Annotated in this window: 15 protein-coding genes; 5 read left to right on the top strand and 10 right to left on the bottom strand. The window is 41.4% G+C overall.

Annotation, left to right across the window (positions count from 1 at the left end):
* Window positions 1-131 precede the first annotated feature (131 nt).
* Window positions 132-599, top strand: a complete 468-nt coding sequence (locus tag ABJH64_RS18635) for a histidine phosphatase family protein (protein WP_348274770.1) — start codon at window positions 132-134, stop codon at window positions 597-599.
* A 422-nt stretch (window positions 600-1,021) separates the two neighbouring features.
* Here ABJH64_RS18635 and ABJH64_RS18630 read toward each other — a convergent pair whose 3' ends face one another.
* Window positions 1,022-1,795, bottom strand: a complete 774-nt coding sequence (locus ABJH64_RS18630; RefSeq protein ID WP_348274769.1) for a DUF1080 domain-containing protein — start codon at window positions 1,793-1,795, stop codon at window positions 1,022-1,024.
* 97 nt (window positions 1,796-1,892) lie between these two features.
* On the opposite strand from ABJH64_RS18630, the gene ABJH64_RS18625 reads away from it, so the two are divergent.
* On the top strand, window positions 1,893-2,792 hold the full coding sequence (locus ABJH64_RS18625) for a neutral zinc metallopeptidase (RefSeq protein WP_348274768.1): 900 nt from the start codon (window positions 1,893-1,895) through the stop codon (window positions 2,790-2,792).
* Window positions 2,793-2,797: 5 nt separating this feature from the next.
* On the opposite strand, the gene ABJH64_RS18620 is transcribed toward ABJH64_RS18625, so the two are convergent.
* Window positions 2,798-4,162 (bottom strand): exonuclease domain-containing protein, encoded by a 1,365-nt coding sequence (locus ABJH64_RS18620; protein WP_348274767.1) that lies wholly within the window; start codon window positions 4,160-4,162, stop codon window positions 2,798-2,800.
* 353 nt (window positions 4,163-4,515) lie between these two features.
* Between ABJH64_RS18620 and ABJH64_RS18615 the strand changes: the two genes are divergently transcribed.
* Both ABJH64_RS18615 and ABJH64_RS18610 read left to right on the top strand, forming a co-directional pair.
* Window positions 4,516-6,822, top strand: coding sequence for a TonB-dependent receptor (locus tag ABJH64_RS18615; RefSeq protein WP_348274766.1), 2,307 nt, complete (start codon window positions 4,516-4,518; stop codon window positions 6,820-6,822).
* Between the two features lie 10 nt (window positions 6,823-6,832).
* On the top strand, window positions 6,833-7,435 hold the full coding sequence (locus ABJH64_RS18610; protein WP_348274765.1) for a hypothetical protein: 603 nt from the start codon (window positions 6,833-6,835) through the stop codon (window positions 7,433-7,435).
* Between the two features lie 107 nt (window positions 7,436-7,542).
* Here the strand turns inward: ABJH64_RS18610 and rfbB are convergent, their stop codons facing one another.
* From rfbB to ABJH64_RS18580, 6 genes are all read right to left on the bottom strand, one after another.
* Window positions 7,543-8,595 carry a dTDP-glucose 4,6-dehydratase gene (rfbB, locus tag ABJH64_RS18605; protein ID WP_348274764.1) on the bottom strand — a complete coding sequence of 351 codons (1,053 nt, stop codon included), beginning with the start codon at window positions 8,593-8,595 and terminating at the stop codon, window positions 7,543-7,545.
* 1 nt (window position 8,596) lies between these two features.
* Entirely contained in the window at window positions 8,597-9,649 is a 1,053-nt protein-coding gene (locus ABJH64_RS18600; protein WP_348274763.1) for an NAD-dependent epimerase, read from the bottom strand.
* A 126-nt stretch (window positions 9,650-9,775) separates the two neighbouring features.
* On the bottom strand, window positions 9,776-10,942 hold the full coding sequence (locus ABJH64_RS18595) for a glycosyltransferase family 4 protein (protein WP_348274762.1): 1,167 nt from the start codon (window positions 10,940-10,942) through the stop codon (window positions 9,776-9,778).
* Window positions 10,943-11,088: 146 nt separating this feature from the next.
* Complete coding sequence (locus tag ABJH64_RS18590; protein WP_348274761.1) at window positions 11,089-11,289, bottom strand: helix-turn-helix transcriptional regulator; 201 nt, start codon at window positions 11,287-11,289, stop codon at window positions 11,089-11,091.
* A complete protein-coding gene (locus tag ABJH64_RS18585; RefSeq protein ID WP_348274760.1) occupies window positions 11,286-11,738 on the bottom strand; it encodes a hypothetical protein in 453 nt (150 codons plus the stop codon). The genes ABJH64_RS18590 and ABJH64_RS18585 overlap by 4 nt, the downstream gene beginning before the upstream one ends.
* A 17-nt stretch (window positions 11,739-11,755) precedes the next feature.
* Window positions 11,756-12,172, bottom strand: coding sequence for a hypothetical protein (locus ABJH64_RS18580; protein ID WP_348274759.1), 417 nt, complete (start codon window positions 12,170-12,172; stop codon window positions 11,756-11,758).
* A 204-nt stretch (window positions 12,173-12,376) separates the two neighbouring features.
* Between ABJH64_RS18580 and proC the strand changes: the two genes are divergently transcribed.
* A complete protein-coding gene (proC, locus tag ABJH64_RS18575) occupies window positions 12,377-13,180 on the top strand; it encodes a pyrroline-5-carboxylate reductase (protein WP_348274758.1) in 804 nt (267 codons plus the stop codon).
* A gap of 280 nt (window positions 13,181-13,460) precedes the next feature.
* Here proC and ABJH64_RS18570 read toward each other — a convergent pair whose 3' ends face one another.
* Together ABJH64_RS18570 and gatB are read right to left on the bottom strand one after the other, a co-directional pair.
* Window positions 13,461-14,558, bottom strand: a complete 1,098-nt coding sequence (locus ABJH64_RS18570; RefSeq protein WP_348299553.1) for a TlpA disulfide reductase family protein — start codon at window positions 14,556-14,558, stop codon at window positions 13,461-13,463.
* Window positions 14,559-14,574: 16 nt separating this feature from the next.
* Window positions 14,575-16,032, bottom strand: coding sequence for an Asp-tRNA(Asn)/Glu-tRNA(Gln) amidotransferase subunit GatB (gene gatB, locus ABJH64_RS18565; RefSeq protein ID WP_348275958.1), 1,458 nt, complete (start codon window positions 16,030-16,032; stop codon window positions 14,575-14,577).
* Between the last annotated feature and the right edge of the window lies 1 nt (window position 16,033).

The following is a 16,033-nucleotide window of genomic DNA, read 5'->3' as shown; positions in this document are numbered from 1 at the left end:
AAAGCCCGTTTAGAAAAGCTAAAAATAGACGGCATTGTTTTCTCGTCCAAATAATTAAAAAAGCACAGAGCTGATTTGGATGGATTTTTGATTAAAGTTGGGGAGATTTGAGTGTAGCTAAATCACTTATCATGAAGCAATTGATTTTACTTAGACACGGAGAAGCAAGTTTTTCTGGAGAGTCCGATTTTCAGAGACAACTCACCAAAAAAGGTAGAGATGCTATCTCTAGGCTGGGTAAAACCTTAGAAGGGAAATTAAAATCTGTTGATTTGATGTACTGTTCTACTGCCACGCGTACCCGGGAGACAGCTGAACTTCTCGGAAATCATCTTGCTATAGAGGATACTTTTTTTACTAAAGATATTTATGATGGAGACCTTAAGAAATTGATTTCTCTCTTGGAAAACACTACCAATACGGTCACATCTTGTCTCTTGGTAGGACATAATCCTACGATTAGTCTCTTACTTTCTCATATTTCGGGGGAAAATTATATTGGAATGCAGCCAGGAATGATGGCGATACTTGACCTTGAACTTTCCGATTGGCAAATGATCGGATTCGGAACGGGTATCTTAAAGGAAATTCTTCAATAGGTGCTTCACTGGCATTAACTGTTCAACAGGGATTAAAACCCTATTTGTAAATTTCTCCTAAAAACCTTACCCATACTATGAAAATAAAAACCAAGTATCCCTATATTCACACAATATTCAAGAAATTTTCGAAGATTAGAAACCAGTATTTCTTATTTTCAATTTTCTTCGATTGTAAATAACCCGCTCACTATTCGGACCCATACCCCGAAGCCTAGCCCAAAATGTTCGAATAAAGCCCTTGCTAAAAAAGTCTCCTAGTGCGGGCATTGATTACCCTTTTGAGAATATACCAACCCAAATTTTGATTATCCCAGTAATCTTTACGATTCTGAGCTAGTGACCCGAAAAAAAAAGAGAATTGAAAAGCAAAAAGCCCAGAACTCTAAAATTCTGGGCTTTTTGTATTCTTAGTGTTAGTCTTAGAAATCTGTTGATTTCCCATCCAGGTCAAGTTTTTTGATCCAGATATTTTTGAAAAACACATCGTGCCCCTCAGCCTGAAGCTTGAGTCCGCCCGGAGTGTCGGTTATTCCTTTTCCACCATCATTACCGCCGTCAAGACCTGAATTTGGTCCTCCCCAAACCTGCTGTATTTCCTTGTCCTCATGAATTTTCACTCCATTAAAATAAACAGTCGCACGAGGCTTAGCTACTAGCTTTCCATTTTCAAATCGCGCTGCTTTGAAGACGATATCATAAGCATTCCATTTGCCAATGCCATAATATTCCTCAGAAGTGGGAACATGCTCGTTGATCAGCGCCGCCAAACCATGGTCTCCGTAGTCACCATCTAAGATTTGAATTTCGTAACGATTCTGAAGATAAACTCCAGAGTTACCTCCTTCATCCTTTACATAAAACTCTACATGGGCACGAAAATCCTCGAATTTCTCTTTAGTTACGATATCAGCTGCACCGTACTTTCCTCCCGCTCCTGCTGGATCGTTACTGCTGATTGCTTTTCCACCAGTCACCGGATCGGTCACTTCCGGCCATTTTATAGGGTTTTCAGCAGAGAAGCGTGGGCCTTCCCAATACTCCCAATTTTTGTCCAAAGACTTTTTTGAGCCATCTAAATAGACCTTGGCACCTTTTTCGGGTTTGGCTCCTACTCCAGTCTGTGCTTGCGCTAAAGAGACAACTCCGATTAATGCGAGACTAAGTGATAGTCTTTGAATTGTTTTGTAGTTCATAGATTTTAGGTTTAAGTTTTTCTTATAAAATGAATTCTTAAGCAATTTACGATAGTTCAATTTGGTTAATTTTAGGCAAAATAAACTCTTTTATGATATGAAATGGGAAGGTAGAAGAAGAAGTTCGAATGTAGATGATAGACGGGGTCAACGAGTAGGCGGTTCACGAGGTGGAGGTTTTAACCCTATGCTGATCGGTCCGCTGATAAAAATACTTTTTTCGAAAACAGGTCTTATTATCGTCGGAATTGTCATAGCGATATCAGTATTTACCGGCACCAACCCACTTACCTTCTTAGGCAATTTCATGGGTGGTGGCAGTCAAGGCTTCACCACCGAGACCAATTACACACCTACTGCTGAGGAAGATCGCCTGGCTGCATTTAGTGAGACAATCCTCGCAGACACGGAGGACGTTTGGAATGCACTTTTGGAAAATTACCGTGAACCTACTCTGGTGCTTTTCAGTGGTCAGGTATCTTCTGCGTGCGGTATGGCATCGAGTGCTACAGGACCATTTTATTGTCCCGGTGATGAGCAACTCTACATAGATTTAAGTTTTTTCAAAGAAATGGAAGTAAAGCTAAAAGCTCCAGGCGATTTTGCTCAGGCCTATGTCATCGCTCATGAGGTAGGTCATCATATCCAGAAAATCATGGGAATCACCTCAGAAATGGACAGGCTGAGAGGTCAGGTAAGCGAAAAAGAATACAATCAGTTTTCGGTGAAACTAGAATTACAAGCTGATTTTTTAGCGGGAGTTTGGGCACATCACAGTCAGAAATCAGTCGGTTGGATGGAAAAAGGAGACCTAGCAGAAGCCCTAAACGCCGCCAATGCTATCGGAGATGACCGACTTCAGAAGCAATCAACGGGTCGTGTGATGCCAGATTCATTCACGCATGGCACCTCTGCTCAGCGGATGAAATGGTTCAGGAAAGGCTTTGAAACTGGCGATATCTCGCAAGGCGATACCTTCAATGCAACTGATCTATGACTAGATTAACTAGGTTCAAGCACCAAAATCTGATCTGAACTAATCTGATGGATGTATTGCCTCAGCAGGTAATACGTCTCAGGGACTTGGGGCACTGGCTCAAGGAGAGCTGGAATTGCAGCTGAAATCAGACCTTCCTCTAGATAGGCAAACTTACTCAGCATCCCTTGTTCAAACAGGCAATAGGCATATTCTGAATCAGTCCGCCCGTCCAATTTGATTAAAATTTCTTGTTGGCTATCCTTGATTTTGTGCATGAATTCAGCCACGCGCTGATTGTAATACTTAGGCTCTTCAGAGAAATCGCAGGCTCCTTCGCAGGGCAATTCATCTTCGGAGGAACAATTTACTTTTCTAAGTCCACATAATTTGGGACAAAGACCGTAGGTTATGATTCCTGTTTTCAAAAATAGATTTGCTTCTTCCATGGAAAAAAATGATTCGAGTGGCTTGAAAAGCTTCGTGATTTTCGAGATCTGAAATCTTCCATACCCTGAATTATCCACATAATGAAACAAACCATACAGTTGCTTGGGCAGCTTTAAGGCAGAATTATATTTTGGCCATAATCTTTTGATTTCCAATGCCTCATATAGCAGTGCCATAAATTCAGTTCCCGTCAATTCCCACCGCAGATCAAAGACTTCCGACTTGAGTTTGGACTTCAACTTAGGCAGAACCTGGCCTGAAAAGTGATTCTTAAATCGCTCCCGGATATTGATAGCTTTCCCTACATAGATCACCTTACCTCGCTCATCCAGCATGTAGTACACGCCGCAGCTGTCAGGAATTTCTTTGAATTTGGAATGAGGGAAATTGGGAGGAAGAAAAGCCTCACCCGTGTTTTTTTTGAGCGATTGATTGATGAGTTGGTAATTCGATTTGATCATTCGATCGAAAAGAATTGCTGTAGCTCTCGCGTCGCCCATTGCCCGGTGACGTGCTTCGATAGGAATTTTTTGACTTTCGCAAAGCCGTCCAAGACTGTAGGATTTCATACCTGGAAATACTTTTCTACTCAATCGAACCGTACAAAGTTTCGGGCTTTTCAGCTCCTTCCCTACCTTCAAAAATGCCTCACGAATAAAGCCAAAATCAAAGCTGACATTATGAGCCACGAAGACCTTATCGTTCAACAGTTCCCATAGCTCATCCTGAATGTCTGAAAAAGTAGGCTGATGCCTGACCATGAAATTGTCGATACCAGTCAGACCGGTAATGTAGGTGGGGATTGCCTGCTCAGGATTGAGGAGGGTTTCGTATTCTCTGATGATTTGTTCACCATCATGAATCAAAACAGCTATTTCTGTAATCCCACCGTATTTGGGTGCGCCTCCGGTGGTCTCTATATCTACTATGGCAAATTCCATTGCTCAAAAATAGGAATTAGGATGTTGACATGGGCATGCTTGTCAGAGAATGACAAACTTTAGATGAGATACACCTTCCCTACATGAAATCAATTCAAAGAAAAGGAATTGTACGTATATGTTTTATGATTATCCGCTTTTCTACCAGTAAGGTGGAATAAGTAATTAGCAAATGTTAAACTTAAGAATTGAAGCCGCTTCGGTCTTGAATACGCTCCCATTTCAGATAATTTATTTGCTTCAAGGCTCGACAAATAGACTGACTCGTTTCATTTTTTGACCACTCATCCTATTAATGCAACTTTGTTTCATTTATTCTGGTTTAAAACTTCAAAGCCTTCTATTTTTGCATTGTGAATTTAAAAACAGGAATATTCTTACTGATTAGTTTGCTGATCGGGCATGTAGTACAAGCTGAGGATTGCAAACTTATCATTCGGGGAAAGATCATTCATTTGGAAAATAATGAACCGATAGAGGCTGCGTATATATGGGTGATTGAGGCCGAAGAAGGTGCTGTGAGTGATCAGAATGGCAACTTCGTGGTAAAAAATCTATGTCCAGGTACCTACACACTTACCATCCAATACCTAGGACATCAATCAATAAGAGATACAGTCGAATTAACCTCGGGCAACTATACCAAGACGTATAGGCTGGAAGAAGAAGCCCTTGGGCTACAAAGCATAGAAGTGCATGGTCACCGGGATGCGGTGACGACCACTACTGCGGTTTCTGCATTATATGGGGAAGCTTTGCTAGAGGCAAGAGGTGAAAATCTAGGCGAAAGTTTGAAGCGAATCTCCGGCGTATCTACATTTTCCACAGGAAATAGTATTGCAAAACCTGTCATTCATGGTATGCACAGTAACCGGATCATGATCATGAATAATGGAATCAGACTGGAAGGGCAGCAATGGGGTGCTGAGCATGCACCGGAAATTGATCCTTTTCTTGCAGATGAAATAACAGTTGTCAAAGGTGCTGAAACCGTCAGATATGGGCCTGAGGCTATGGGAGGCCTGATATTAGTCAATCCAGCGCCATTGCCAACGAGCAAAACGAGTAAAACCAGCCTTAGTGTCATAGGAGCGTCCAATGGAAGAATGGGCAACATTAACGTAGCGCATGTAGGAGGCTCTGAAAAGGTCAAAGGCCTGGGATATAGAATTCAAGGATCAGCAAAGCGATCCGGCAACGTGAAATCGCCAGGATACTTTCAGCGAAATACAGGTGTAAGCGAGCTTAACTTGAGCAGCTCTCTTGGGTACAGTAATAAAAAACTAGGTGTAGAGGCCTACTACAGTCTTTTCCATACGGAATTAGGAATTCTAACTGAATCCCATACCGGCAATCTCTCGGATTTGGAGGCTATCATAGCCAACGGCAGACCCTTCAGTGATGGAGAATTCACCTATGACATCATAAATCCGAAGCAACGTGTCACGCATCACTTGGCAAAGCTGAAGTCCCACTACCATCTCTCAGAAAACTGGAAAGTAAACTTCCAGTATGGTTTTCAACTCAACCACAGACAGGAATTTGACAAAAGACGTGGTGATTTGAATGAGAAAGCAAGTTTGGATTTGGAGCTTTATACGAACACTGTGGACTTATTTATGAACCACACCCACAAAAATGAATTCAGTGGCACATGGGGATTTAACCTGATTCAACAGGCCAATAGTAATGTACCCGGCACAGGCGTGACTCCGCTGATTCCAAATTACGACATGCTAAATGTGGGTTTCTATGTCATGGAAAAATACTCCAAAGGGCCATTGGAAGTTGAAGCAGGGATAAGATACGATCTACGAAATGTGAGTACGGCAAGATACATTAGTCAAGAGCTTCAAACTGCGGAATTGGACTATCAGAATTTCTCTGCTTTTATAGGAGGTCTTTACCATATTACCCCAGAATTGACTTTCAACTCCAACCTAGGTTCCGCGTGGAGACCGCCAAACGTCAATGAATTATTCAGTGAGGGGCTTCATCATGGAGCTGCGGCTGTGGAGATTGGGGACCCAAATTTGAAGTCTGAAAAATCTCTCAAATGGATCAATGAGCTACAATACGACGGTCGAAGAACCCATTTGGAATTCACTGCTTACCTCAATCCAATCAATGATTACATCTACCTAAATCCTACCGGTGAAGTGTTTGTCAGCCTGAGAGGCACCTTCAATGTCTATGAATACTTGCAGGCAAATGCATTTTTCTACGGGTTTGACTTTGCGGGAAGTTATGAATTCACAGATAGACTTAGTGGGTATCTGAAGGGATCTATCGTGCAGGCTAAAAATACGGATAAGGATAGTTACTTCCCATTCATCCCAGCCAACAGAATGGACTGGGGCATTTCTTATGATTTATCCAAAAATGCAGCTGCCCTGACAAATAAAATCACGCTGAGTAATGTACTCGTAGCCCAGCAAAACAGAGAGCCTGACTTCGATATTGCGCCACCTCCGCCGGCGTATGCACTATTCAATTTGTCTTATCAAAAGCAATTCAACGTGGCTGAGGACAAGCTCAATATAGGCCTGCAGGTTCACAACCTTTTCAATACGAGATATAAGGACTATATGAATCGCTTTAGATATTTCACCTATGATATGGGAACAAATCTTCTACTTAAAATAAACTATGAATTCTAACCAATTACTTATGAAAACGACAAACAAACTCTACCTCATTGCACTCGCATTAGTTTCATTTTCTTTCGCCAGCTGCGACAGTGATGATCCAGTTCCGGAAAATGATGGAGAATTAATCACCGATGTCACACTTACTTTTCAGGAACTCGATGCAAGTGGAAACCCTGTAGGAACTGCATTTGACTTCACTGCTTCTGATTCAGAAGGAATAGAAGTTGGAACAACTCCGACTATAGAAACTGTACAATTAACTAAAGGAAAAACTTATCAGATGACGATCGATGTACTCAATTCCATCGAAGGAGAAGACATCACTGAGGAAATAAGAGAGGAAGCAGACGAGCATCAGTTCTATTTCTTGGGTTCAGCTTTAACCAGCTCTCCATTCATGACTTATGTGTATGATGACGAAGGAAGTGAATTGATCGGACTAAAAGGAATAGTAACTGTACAATTAAATCCTGGAGTTAACAACGCAAATATGCGCGTGATTCTAAGACATGATTTGGACAAAAATTATCCAGGTGCTGACAATCCAAATTTTCAGGATTTCGCTATGGCGGGTGGTGAATCTGATTTGGACATCACATTCCCGGTAGTAGTTAGCAATTAAGCTAATTATTGATTCTTCTGCCCTTTACGTTTCATCTAGGTAATGGCTAGAAGAACCTAAGCTTAACCAATAAAAAAACCCGATTCATCATCGGGTTTTTTTATTGGTTAATTATCGTAGTGTTGAGCATAATACGCTTGGTACGCTCCTGAAGTGACATGATCCAGCCAATCTTGGTTGGCCAGATACCAATCGATCGTCAGCTCTATTCCTTCCTCAAACTGCAAACTTGGCTCCCAGCCCAATTCTTTTTGAATCTTGGTAGCATCGATCGCATAGCGCAAATCATGTCCGGCTCGGTCTTTCACGTAGGTGATTAGTTTTTCAGAGCTACCGGCCTCTCGCCCCAGTTTTTGATCCATTTTAGCACAGAGCAACTTCACGATGTCAATATTTTTCCACTCATTGAATCCACCGATGTTGTAAGTTTCTCCGGATTTTCCTTGATGAAAAACCGTATCGATAGCTCTCGCATGATCTTTTACAAACAGCCAATCCCGTACATTTTCACCTTTTCCATACACAGGCAAAGGCTTATTATTCTTGATGTTATGAATACAAAGTGGGATTAATTTCTCAGGAAAATGATTCGGCCCGTAATTATTAGAGCAGTTAGAAATCACCGTTTTCATACCATACGTATTCGCATATGCTCGTACGAAATGATCTGAAGATGCCTTCGAAGCCGAATAGGGAGACTGAGGATCGTACGGGGTTGTTTCCAAAAAGAAGCCTCCATCGTGCAAAGAACCATAGACTTCGTCCGTAGAGACATGGTAGAATAAATGCGAATCCAAGTCATCTTTCCAGAATTCCTTAGAGGCATTCAACAAATTTACTGTACCAAATACGTTTGTTTTGACGAAAGCCAACGGGTCTGAGATCGAACGATCTACGTGAGACTCCGCAGCGAGATGGATTACATCAGAGATTTGATGCTTCGCAAAAATAGCCTGGAGTGCCGCCTCATCTTGAATATCTGCTTTTTCAAACACATAATTAGAGGCTCCCTCTACCTCCTTCAAATTTTCCAGGTTCCCAGCATAAGTCAGGGCATCCAAATTGACAATTTTATAGCTTGGGTAGTTTTCTACGAATAATCGTACTACGTGGCTACCAATAAATCCGGCTCCACCGGTAATCAAAAGTGACTTTTTCATCTTATTTCTTGTAATAATCTAGGTACCAGTCGGTAAATGATTTGACTCCTTGATCTATCGGAGTGGCAGGTTGATATCCTGTATCTCTCACCAAATCAGACACATCAGCATGGGAGGCCGGCACATCACCCGGCTGCAGAGGAAGCATGTTCATCTTCGCTTCTCTGCCCAAGCCTTTCTCTACCGCATGGATATAATCCATCAATAGCACCGGCGCTGAGTTTCCGATATTGTAAACTTTATAGGGGGATTTTGAGCTTCCAGGGTCAGGATTCTGTGCATCAAAATCTGGGTTTGGACTAGCTGCTCTATCAGCTACTTTGATCACACCCGTTACTATGTCATCTATATAAGTGAAATCCCGCTTCATATTGCCATAGTTGAACACCTGAATAGGCTCACCTTTTAAAATTGCTTCTGTAAAAAGGAACAATGCCATATCAGGCCTTCCCCATGGACCATAAACGGTGAAAAACCTTAAGCCAGTTGTCGGGATATTGAACAAGTGACTATACGTATGAGCCATCAGCTCATTGGATTTCTTAGAGGCAGCGTACAAGCTAATCGGATGATCTACTGAGTCTGAGGTAGAAAATGGCATTTTCTCATTTGACCCATATACCGAGCTCGAAGACGCATAAACCAGATGCTGAACGGGATGAAAACGACAGGCTTCCAGAATATTGAGAAAAGCTACAATGTTACTTTCAATATAGACTTCTGGATTGGTCAATGAATAACGAACTCCAGCTTGCGCTGCGAGATGGATTACTTTGTCAAATTTCTCAGTAGAAAACAACTCCAACAAGCTTTCTTTAACTGAAAGATCTAGCTGTATAAATCGGTAAGCTGGTAGAGATTCCGACTGACTCAATTCACCCTTAACAATATTTTCTCTACGAATACCCATGTGCTCTAATCGGGCATATTTCAGGTTGACATCGTAATAGTCGTTAATAATATCAAGTCCAACTACCTCATCTCCTCTATCCAAAAGTTGCTGTGCAACGTGAAATCCGATAAATCCGGCAGTTCCAGTAACTAGGTATTTCATCTATTAATAATTAGTTTTTTTAGTCTAATGGAGTTTCGCAAAATTAAAAGTCACACAGGAAGGTATGCCATGCATTATGCTGAAATTCATGGGTAAAATTTAAGTTTATTTGAGCCCAAATATAAGTCATTCTGTGGTACTAGCGGCCTTTAACACCTGCTGGTAATGCGCAAAAATTTCCTGTTGAACTTGAGTTCGTTCATAATTGTCACAAACTTCCCTGTAGAGATTATCTGCTAGCTCCGCCATTTTATCTCGCTTCACGTAGGCAAACTCCATCGCTTCTTTGAGCACTTCCACGTTTTTGACTGGGAAAATCAACCCCGTTTTCTGCTGTGTGATCACATCTGTGTTGCCAATTATATCTGAGCAAATAACAGGAAGATGCATCGCTCCCGCTTCTAATAGAACATTTGGAAAACCCTCACGATGCGACGGATGAACCAAGACATCTGCTAATGCTAAGTAATGCGCCACGTGATCTGACCAATCAATCTGAACGATTCTCGGGTGATCGTTGATTATTTTTATAGTTTCTGGCGAAAGAGGATTCAACTCTTGCTCAAAGCTTCCTAGCAAAACCAGCTTCGACTTACTGACAATCTTGGATCCCAAAAATGCATCCACTAATTCCTGGATTCCTTTATCCTTCACCAATCTACCTACTGACAAAATAATAAAATCTTCCTCCCCCGGAAGAATACGCATCGTAGCCGCTACTAAGTGATTTTCCTTCAAAACTCCCCGATTAAACTTCTCCAGATCTACCCCATTGGATGAGCCTTTTCCGATCACAGTTAGTTTTTCGGAGGCGCAAAGTTCATTCTCTACTACAAAGTTTTTAAGGCCGTTAGAATTTGGCCACACATGTGTAGCATAGCTATAGGTAAGCTTTTCCATATTTTCCAAAAGGCTTTTCTTTCCCCCCTCAGCAGCCATGTAAGGAATTCCTGCCAGGGTATGAATTCGCACTTTGACGCCAGCGAGTTTTGAAGCTATCATCCCCAGAAGTCCCGCTTTTGGGGTATGTGTATGCACTATATCGGGCTGCTCACTTTTAAACAATTGGTATAATAACCAGAGGCATTTCAGATCCTGAAAGGGAGTGATTTTGCGCGTAAAAGGAATGACTTCATGTCGTACTCCCTCCGCTTTGACCACTTGGGGAAGCTCTCTGCCATCAGCGCTCACCATCAAGACGTCCCATCCCTGCTCTCGCATAAACTTCATTTGCCCTGCTAGCAATAATTTCAAAGAAATCGGAACGGTAGTGATTCGAATAAGTTTAGGCATTAAAAAGGGGTTCATTCTAAAACGCCGAAGGTACGACTTTTGGGTATTTTATCCCTGATAAAATGCAAATGGTATTCCAAAAAAGCTTAACGCAACACTAGTAAACCAAGGGATTGAGCAAGTTGAAATTTCAAATCTGAAATTGCTTAATCCCCTTCCTCCAACTCAAAAATCTCCTCCAATCCTACTCCAAAAACCTTAGAAATCTTGAGCGAAAGGACTGTAGAAGGCACATACTTTCCTGCTTCTATGCTGTTTATCGTTTGTCTGGAAACGCTGACTTTTTCTGCCAGATCCTGTTGCGTCATATTATTCTTAGCCCGCTCGACTTTGATGGTGTTTTTCATACTGCCAAAGACAAAGAGCTTCGCTGACGAAACATGATCCAGCGAAACCGAACGATAAATAGGACAGGAATGGAAAACATGTTAAACAACATAAACGAGAAATATCCCAATCCATAAAATGCGACCGCTCCTATTACATTGAGAATAAAATAGCCATAGCAAGCAAAAAGAATAGAATCCAGTCGTATTTTCTGGATATATTCATCCTCCAATTTTTCTTTTGAAAAAGCGATAAAAAACAAACTTAGAAATAAGCCTACGATGGCAAGTTCATTCGTGAAGTTTTCATCAGCACTATCTAATAGACTCGATTCTCTGATTCCATTGAGCTGAAGCCAGGCAAATTCGAATTCAATAGAAAGAGCCAAAAATGCCAACAAAGCAACTGGAACAAATAAAAGCCATCCTATTTTCTGGAATTGGTATGGCAAAAGTATTTTAGTAAGCATGGTATAGTCGGTTTAGATTAGTCTTTTGTAGCCATGTACTTCTGATACTGAAATGCAGCGTAGATGTAGGCGTTTAGCAAAAAGAGAACTAGATAGGCCGTAAATATCTCGGAGGTAATTCTTTCAAATCTCACATAATTGATCAGCATCAAAGCCGCCAAGCCCCAAATCAACCAGTATGAACCAGTTTGGAATGCCTGAAGTCTGAAAGATTTGATCATCTCATCTTCCTCTTTCTCCCTAGATAAATTCAACAAACCCAAGCCAATCGCCCAAAATCCATAAATTATCTGAGCGGATTCATCCGGGCTGATATCCATTCGTACCATTACCATTCCTATAACCAGGAATACTGGAAGTGGAAAAAACACAATAGCCAACTTCTTCCATCCAGGAGAAAGTAAGGGCACCGTTAAAATTGATTTCTCTTTCATGTGTACAAAGATTAATTTTTATGGCAAAGTATATTTTACCAAATGTAAAGTAAACTTGTCCTTTTGTCAAAAAATTTTGTCTATTAATTTGAGCATTATCTTTAAGAATAGACACGATACTGATACAATATTTTATGAATTCACAGAAAAACAGGCTATTTGTTTACCTTTAAGCAACAAATCCAATCAAAAATTATATTTTCTATGATTTCGAAAGTAAAAATTGCCATCATAGGTTGTGGTAATCTAGGAGCATCCATCGCAAACGGTCTATTGAAACGGGATGATTTTGACCCAAAGAATCTAACGCTAACTAAGAGACATCTGGAAAGTCTTAGTGATTTTGCCGCTTTGGGAGTCAAAGTACAAACTGACAATGCCACCGCGGCAGCACATGCTGACATTATTATCCTTGGTGTGAAGCCCTATAACATCACTCCTATCCTGGCCGAAATCAAACAAAACCTAAAGCCCAGCAAACAAATCATCATCTCGCTGGCGACAGGAATAACCCTAGCAGAAATGTATAAGGTGATTGACCCGATTAGTATCGCATTCCGGGCTATGCCTAACATCGCAGCAGATATCCAGGAATCCGTGACTTGTGTGTGTTCTCAACATGCGAATCTGGATCAGATTCAGCTGGTCTCCGAACTATTTGACGGAATTGGGTTCACTATCCCCATAGACGAGAATCTCATGGAAGCTGCTACTGTACTTGGAGCCTGTGGAATTGCTTATGTGCTGCGATTCATGCGAGCCATGATCCAGGGTGGAATTCAGATTGGCTTTGACTCAGTCACCGCCAGCAAGATCGTCAATCAAACTGTCAAAGGAGCTGCTGAATTAATGATTCAAAAAAACATGCATCCAGAAGCTGCTATTGACAAAGTCACTACGCCAAAAGGCTGCACAATCGTGGGCTTAAATGAGATGGAACACCAAGGCTTCAGTTCCGCTATGGTAAGAGGAGTACTCGCCAGTTACGAGAAAATAGCTAAAAATTGATTTGAAAAACCATTATGGATTTTCAAGGAATATTAAATTTAAATCAGAAAAAATTAATATTTAAAGCCGTGAGAATAACTTTAAGATTGTTTTTCTTTTGAATCTTTTTAGTAGTTTTGTCAAGGGTGATAAACAACTTTTACTATTCCTTTTTCAAAGACTCGATTTTTAAAGGAAGGACTGTTTGGTACTTTTTCTTCCTTCCTTTTATAACCATAAATCAAAAAAGCCTCTCCGAATTAAACGGAAAGGCTTTTTTGATGAGGTATAAAATCAGATTTTAGTCGAAAATCTCCTCTAACTTCGCTCTCAAACTTGGACCCCGAAGGTCTTTGCCTACGATTTTACCATCTGGATCAATAAGGTATGTAGCTGGAATAGCTGCAATCTGATATAACACGGCTGCTTCAGAATTGAAATATTGCAAGTCGGATACCTGTGGCCAGGTCAACCCATCCTCAGCTATAGCCTCCACCCAAGCTTCACGGGTGCGATCCAGTGACACTCCATATATCTCAAATCCCTTGGCCTTGTATTCACTGTATAACTGGACTACGTTTGGATTTTCTTCACGACAAGGCTTACACCATGCCGCCCAGAAATCAATCATTACGTATTTCCCTCTCAAATCAGAAAGCTTGATGATTTCCCCTTCAGGATTGGGTAGCGTTATCTCAGGTGCTATTTGCCCCATAGAAAGTGCCCTCATTTCATCCAGCTGTTGCTTCATCAGCACGATAGATTTTGTGTTAGGATAATTCTCGTCCAGTTTGGCTATCAAACTATCCATAAACTGAAATTCATTTTTGGGATTCAACAAGCCAATAGCAGCGAGCGAAGCAAAACTATCTCCCATGCTGTTGATTACATTTTTCACTTCATTGGCCTGGTTATTTTCCAAAGCCATCGCATCCGTCTGAATCTGCTTGATAGTTTCTGTATTATTTTCGCTCATCGCTTTATAATAAGCCTCATTGAGTGCATTTACCTTAGTCTGATACGATTCCATCAATTTCTCAATCTTCACCATCTCCTGAGTATCCTTCGATCCTTCTATCTCTAAGCTTTCAGGATCGGAGAAATCATAGGAGATTTCCACATCTTCATTCAAAAGCGCTAAACGTATAGATCTCTGCCCGTAGAGATTCAACTCATAAAACGTCGGGGAATCCACAGCAACTTCATAGTTGAATTTACCTTGGTCGTCTAATTGAAGCGTATCTAATACTTTGGGACGGCTTTCAGTAAACTGGGACAAAATGATAGCTCCAGCTGGAGGATTTTCTATTTTTCCGGATATTTCCACTTTTCCGTCCGCAGATTGTTTTTCCTCACAGGAAAAAAAAGACAAGAGGACGAGTAAAATGATTGCATTCATTCGATTCAACATAGATTTATTTTTCAAGTAATTCTGTCAATAATTTTGTGGCAACTTTAGGGTCAGCCTTGCCATGCGATCTTTGCATTACCTGCCCCATAAACAACCCCATAAGGCCTTTTTTGCCCGATTTATACTCTTTCACCTTAGCGGTATTGGATGCTAACACCTCTTCTACAATTGGCCTAAGTGAAGACTCGTCACTTTCTTGGATTAGATTTAACCTTTCTGCGAGGTCCATCGGACTTTCACCCGGACTCTTCATAAGCTCAGCAAATAGGGTTTGCGAAGCTGCGGTATAACTTACCTTGCCATCTTCTACCAAAGCAATCAGCTCAGCCAAAATTTCATGACTAATTGGATAATCATCCGACAGGCTATAGTCACCTAAAGTAGATTTCACAGGACCCATCATCCAGTTAGACGCGGCTTTGTAGTTTTGGGTTTTGGTACAAAGCTTATTGAACCAAAGCGCCACGTCCTTAGACTCCGTCAAAAAACTCGCATCGTATTCAGGTAATCCGAATTCCTCCACGAACTTCTTGTAAAGCTCTCTTGGCAATAAAGGCATGGTGCTTTTCACCGCATTCAGCCATTCATCCGAGATCACCACGGGACTCAAATCTGGCTCGGGAAAATAGCGGTAATCATTCAAATCCTCTTTGGTTCGCATGCTGGCAGTGGTGCCAGAATCGGCATCAAAAGTTCGTGTTTCAGAAACCACCTCTTCTCCGGCCTCGAGTAATCCTACCAATCGCTCGTGCTCATGTTCGATGGCGCGAAACACATTTCGGAAAGAATTCATGTTTTTCACTTCTACCTTTTTGCCCAGTTCAGCGGAGCCTTTCAGCATCACAGATACGTTGGCATCACAGCGAAGAGAGCCCTCTTCCATATTTCCATCACAGATATCAAGGTATTTGACTAGCTTTTTCACTTCTGATAGAAATGCATAAGCTTCCTCTGGACTAGTCAGAACAGGTTCTGTTACAATCTCAATAAGAGGAGTTCCCGCTCGATTGAAGTCAACTAAGGTATCCGGCTCATCTGCCAGGTGGATGGACTTTCCCGCATCCTCTTCCATGTGAACACGGTTCAGAATTACTTCCTTTTTAGTCCAGTCAGGCAATTGAACTGGAACCCTTCCTCCTACGCAAATCGGACCTTTATCCTGCGTCAATTGATACCCCTTTGGAAGATCCGGGTAGAAGTAATTTTTACGAGCAAAGACATTGTATCTGGTAATTTCAGAATTGCAGGCCAATCCCATCTTAACTGCAAAAGCAATCGCCTTTCTATTAACCTTCGGTAAAGTGCCCGGATGACCTAGAGTGATCGCTGAGATCTGCGTATTTGGCGATTTGCCATACTCATTTGCATCAGCAGCAAACATCTTGCTTTGGGTCAAAAGCTGTGCATGAACCTCAAGTCCGATGATCAACTGATACTTATTCCTTAATTCTTCGCTTAGCATT

Origin of the sequence: Algoriphagus sp. (assembly GCF_039969895.1) — a bacterium.
Taxonomy (GTDB): Bacteria; Bacteroidota; Bacteroidia; order Cytophagales; family Cyclobacteriaceae; genus Algoriphagus.
This window is presented reverse-complemented; position numbering and strand designations above follow the sequence as displayed.

Bases quoted from the DNA above. Each gene is read 5' to 3' on its own strand.
- ABJH64_RS18635 (WP_348274770.1), top strand. From the start codon at position 132: ATGAAGCAATTGATTTTACTTAGACACGGAGAAGCAAGTTTTTCTGGA.
- ABJH64_RS18630 (WP_348274769.1), bottom strand. From the start codon at position 1,795: ATGAACTACAAAACAATTCAAAGACTATCACTTAGTCTCGCATTAATC.
- ABJH64_RS18625 (WP_348274768.1), top strand. From the start codon at position 1,893: ATGAAATGGGAAGGTAGAAGAAGAAGTTCGAATGTAGATGATAGACGG.
- ABJH64_RS18620 (WP_348274767.1), bottom strand. From the start codon at position 4,162: ATGGAATTTGCCATAGTAGATATAGAGACCACCGGAGGCGCACCCAAA.
- ABJH64_RS18610 (WP_348274765.1), top strand. From the start codon at position 6,833: ATGAAAACGACAAACAAACTCTACCTCATTGCACTCGCATTAGTTTCA.
- rfbB (WP_348274764.1), bottom strand. From the start codon at position 8,595: ATGAAAAAGTCACTTTTGATTACCGGTGGAGCCGGATTTATTGGTAGC.
- ABJH64_RS18600 (WP_348274763.1), bottom strand. From the start codon at position 9,649: ATGAAATACCTAGTTACTGGAACTGCCGGATTTATCGGATTTCACGTT.
- ABJH64_RS18595 (WP_348274762.1), bottom strand. From the start codon at position 10,942: ATGCCTAAACTTATTCGAATCACTACCGTTCCGATTTCTTTGAAATTA.
- ABJH64_RS18590 (WP_348274761.1), bottom strand. From the start codon at position 11,289: ATGAAAAACACCATCAAAGTCGAGCGGGCTAAGAATAATATGACGCAA.
- ABJH64_RS18585 (WP_348274760.1), bottom strand. From the start codon at position 11,738: ATGCTTACTAAAATACTTTTGCCATACCAATTCCAGAAAATAGGATGG.
- ABJH64_RS18580 (WP_348274759.1), bottom strand. From the start codon at position 12,172: ATGAAAGAGAAATCAATTTTAACGGTGCCCTTACTTTCTCCTGGATGG.
- proC (WP_348274758.1), top strand. From the start codon at position 12,377: ATGATTTCGAAAGTAAAAATTGCCATCATAGGTTGTGGTAATCTAGGA.
- ABJH64_RS18570 (WP_348299553.1), bottom strand. From the start codon at position 14,558: ATGAATGCAATCATTTTACTCGTCCTCTTGTCTTTTTTTTCCTGTGAG.
- gatB (WP_348275958.1), bottom strand. From the start codon at position 16,032: ATGCTAAGCGAAGAATTAAGGAATAAGTATCAGTTGATCATCGGACTT.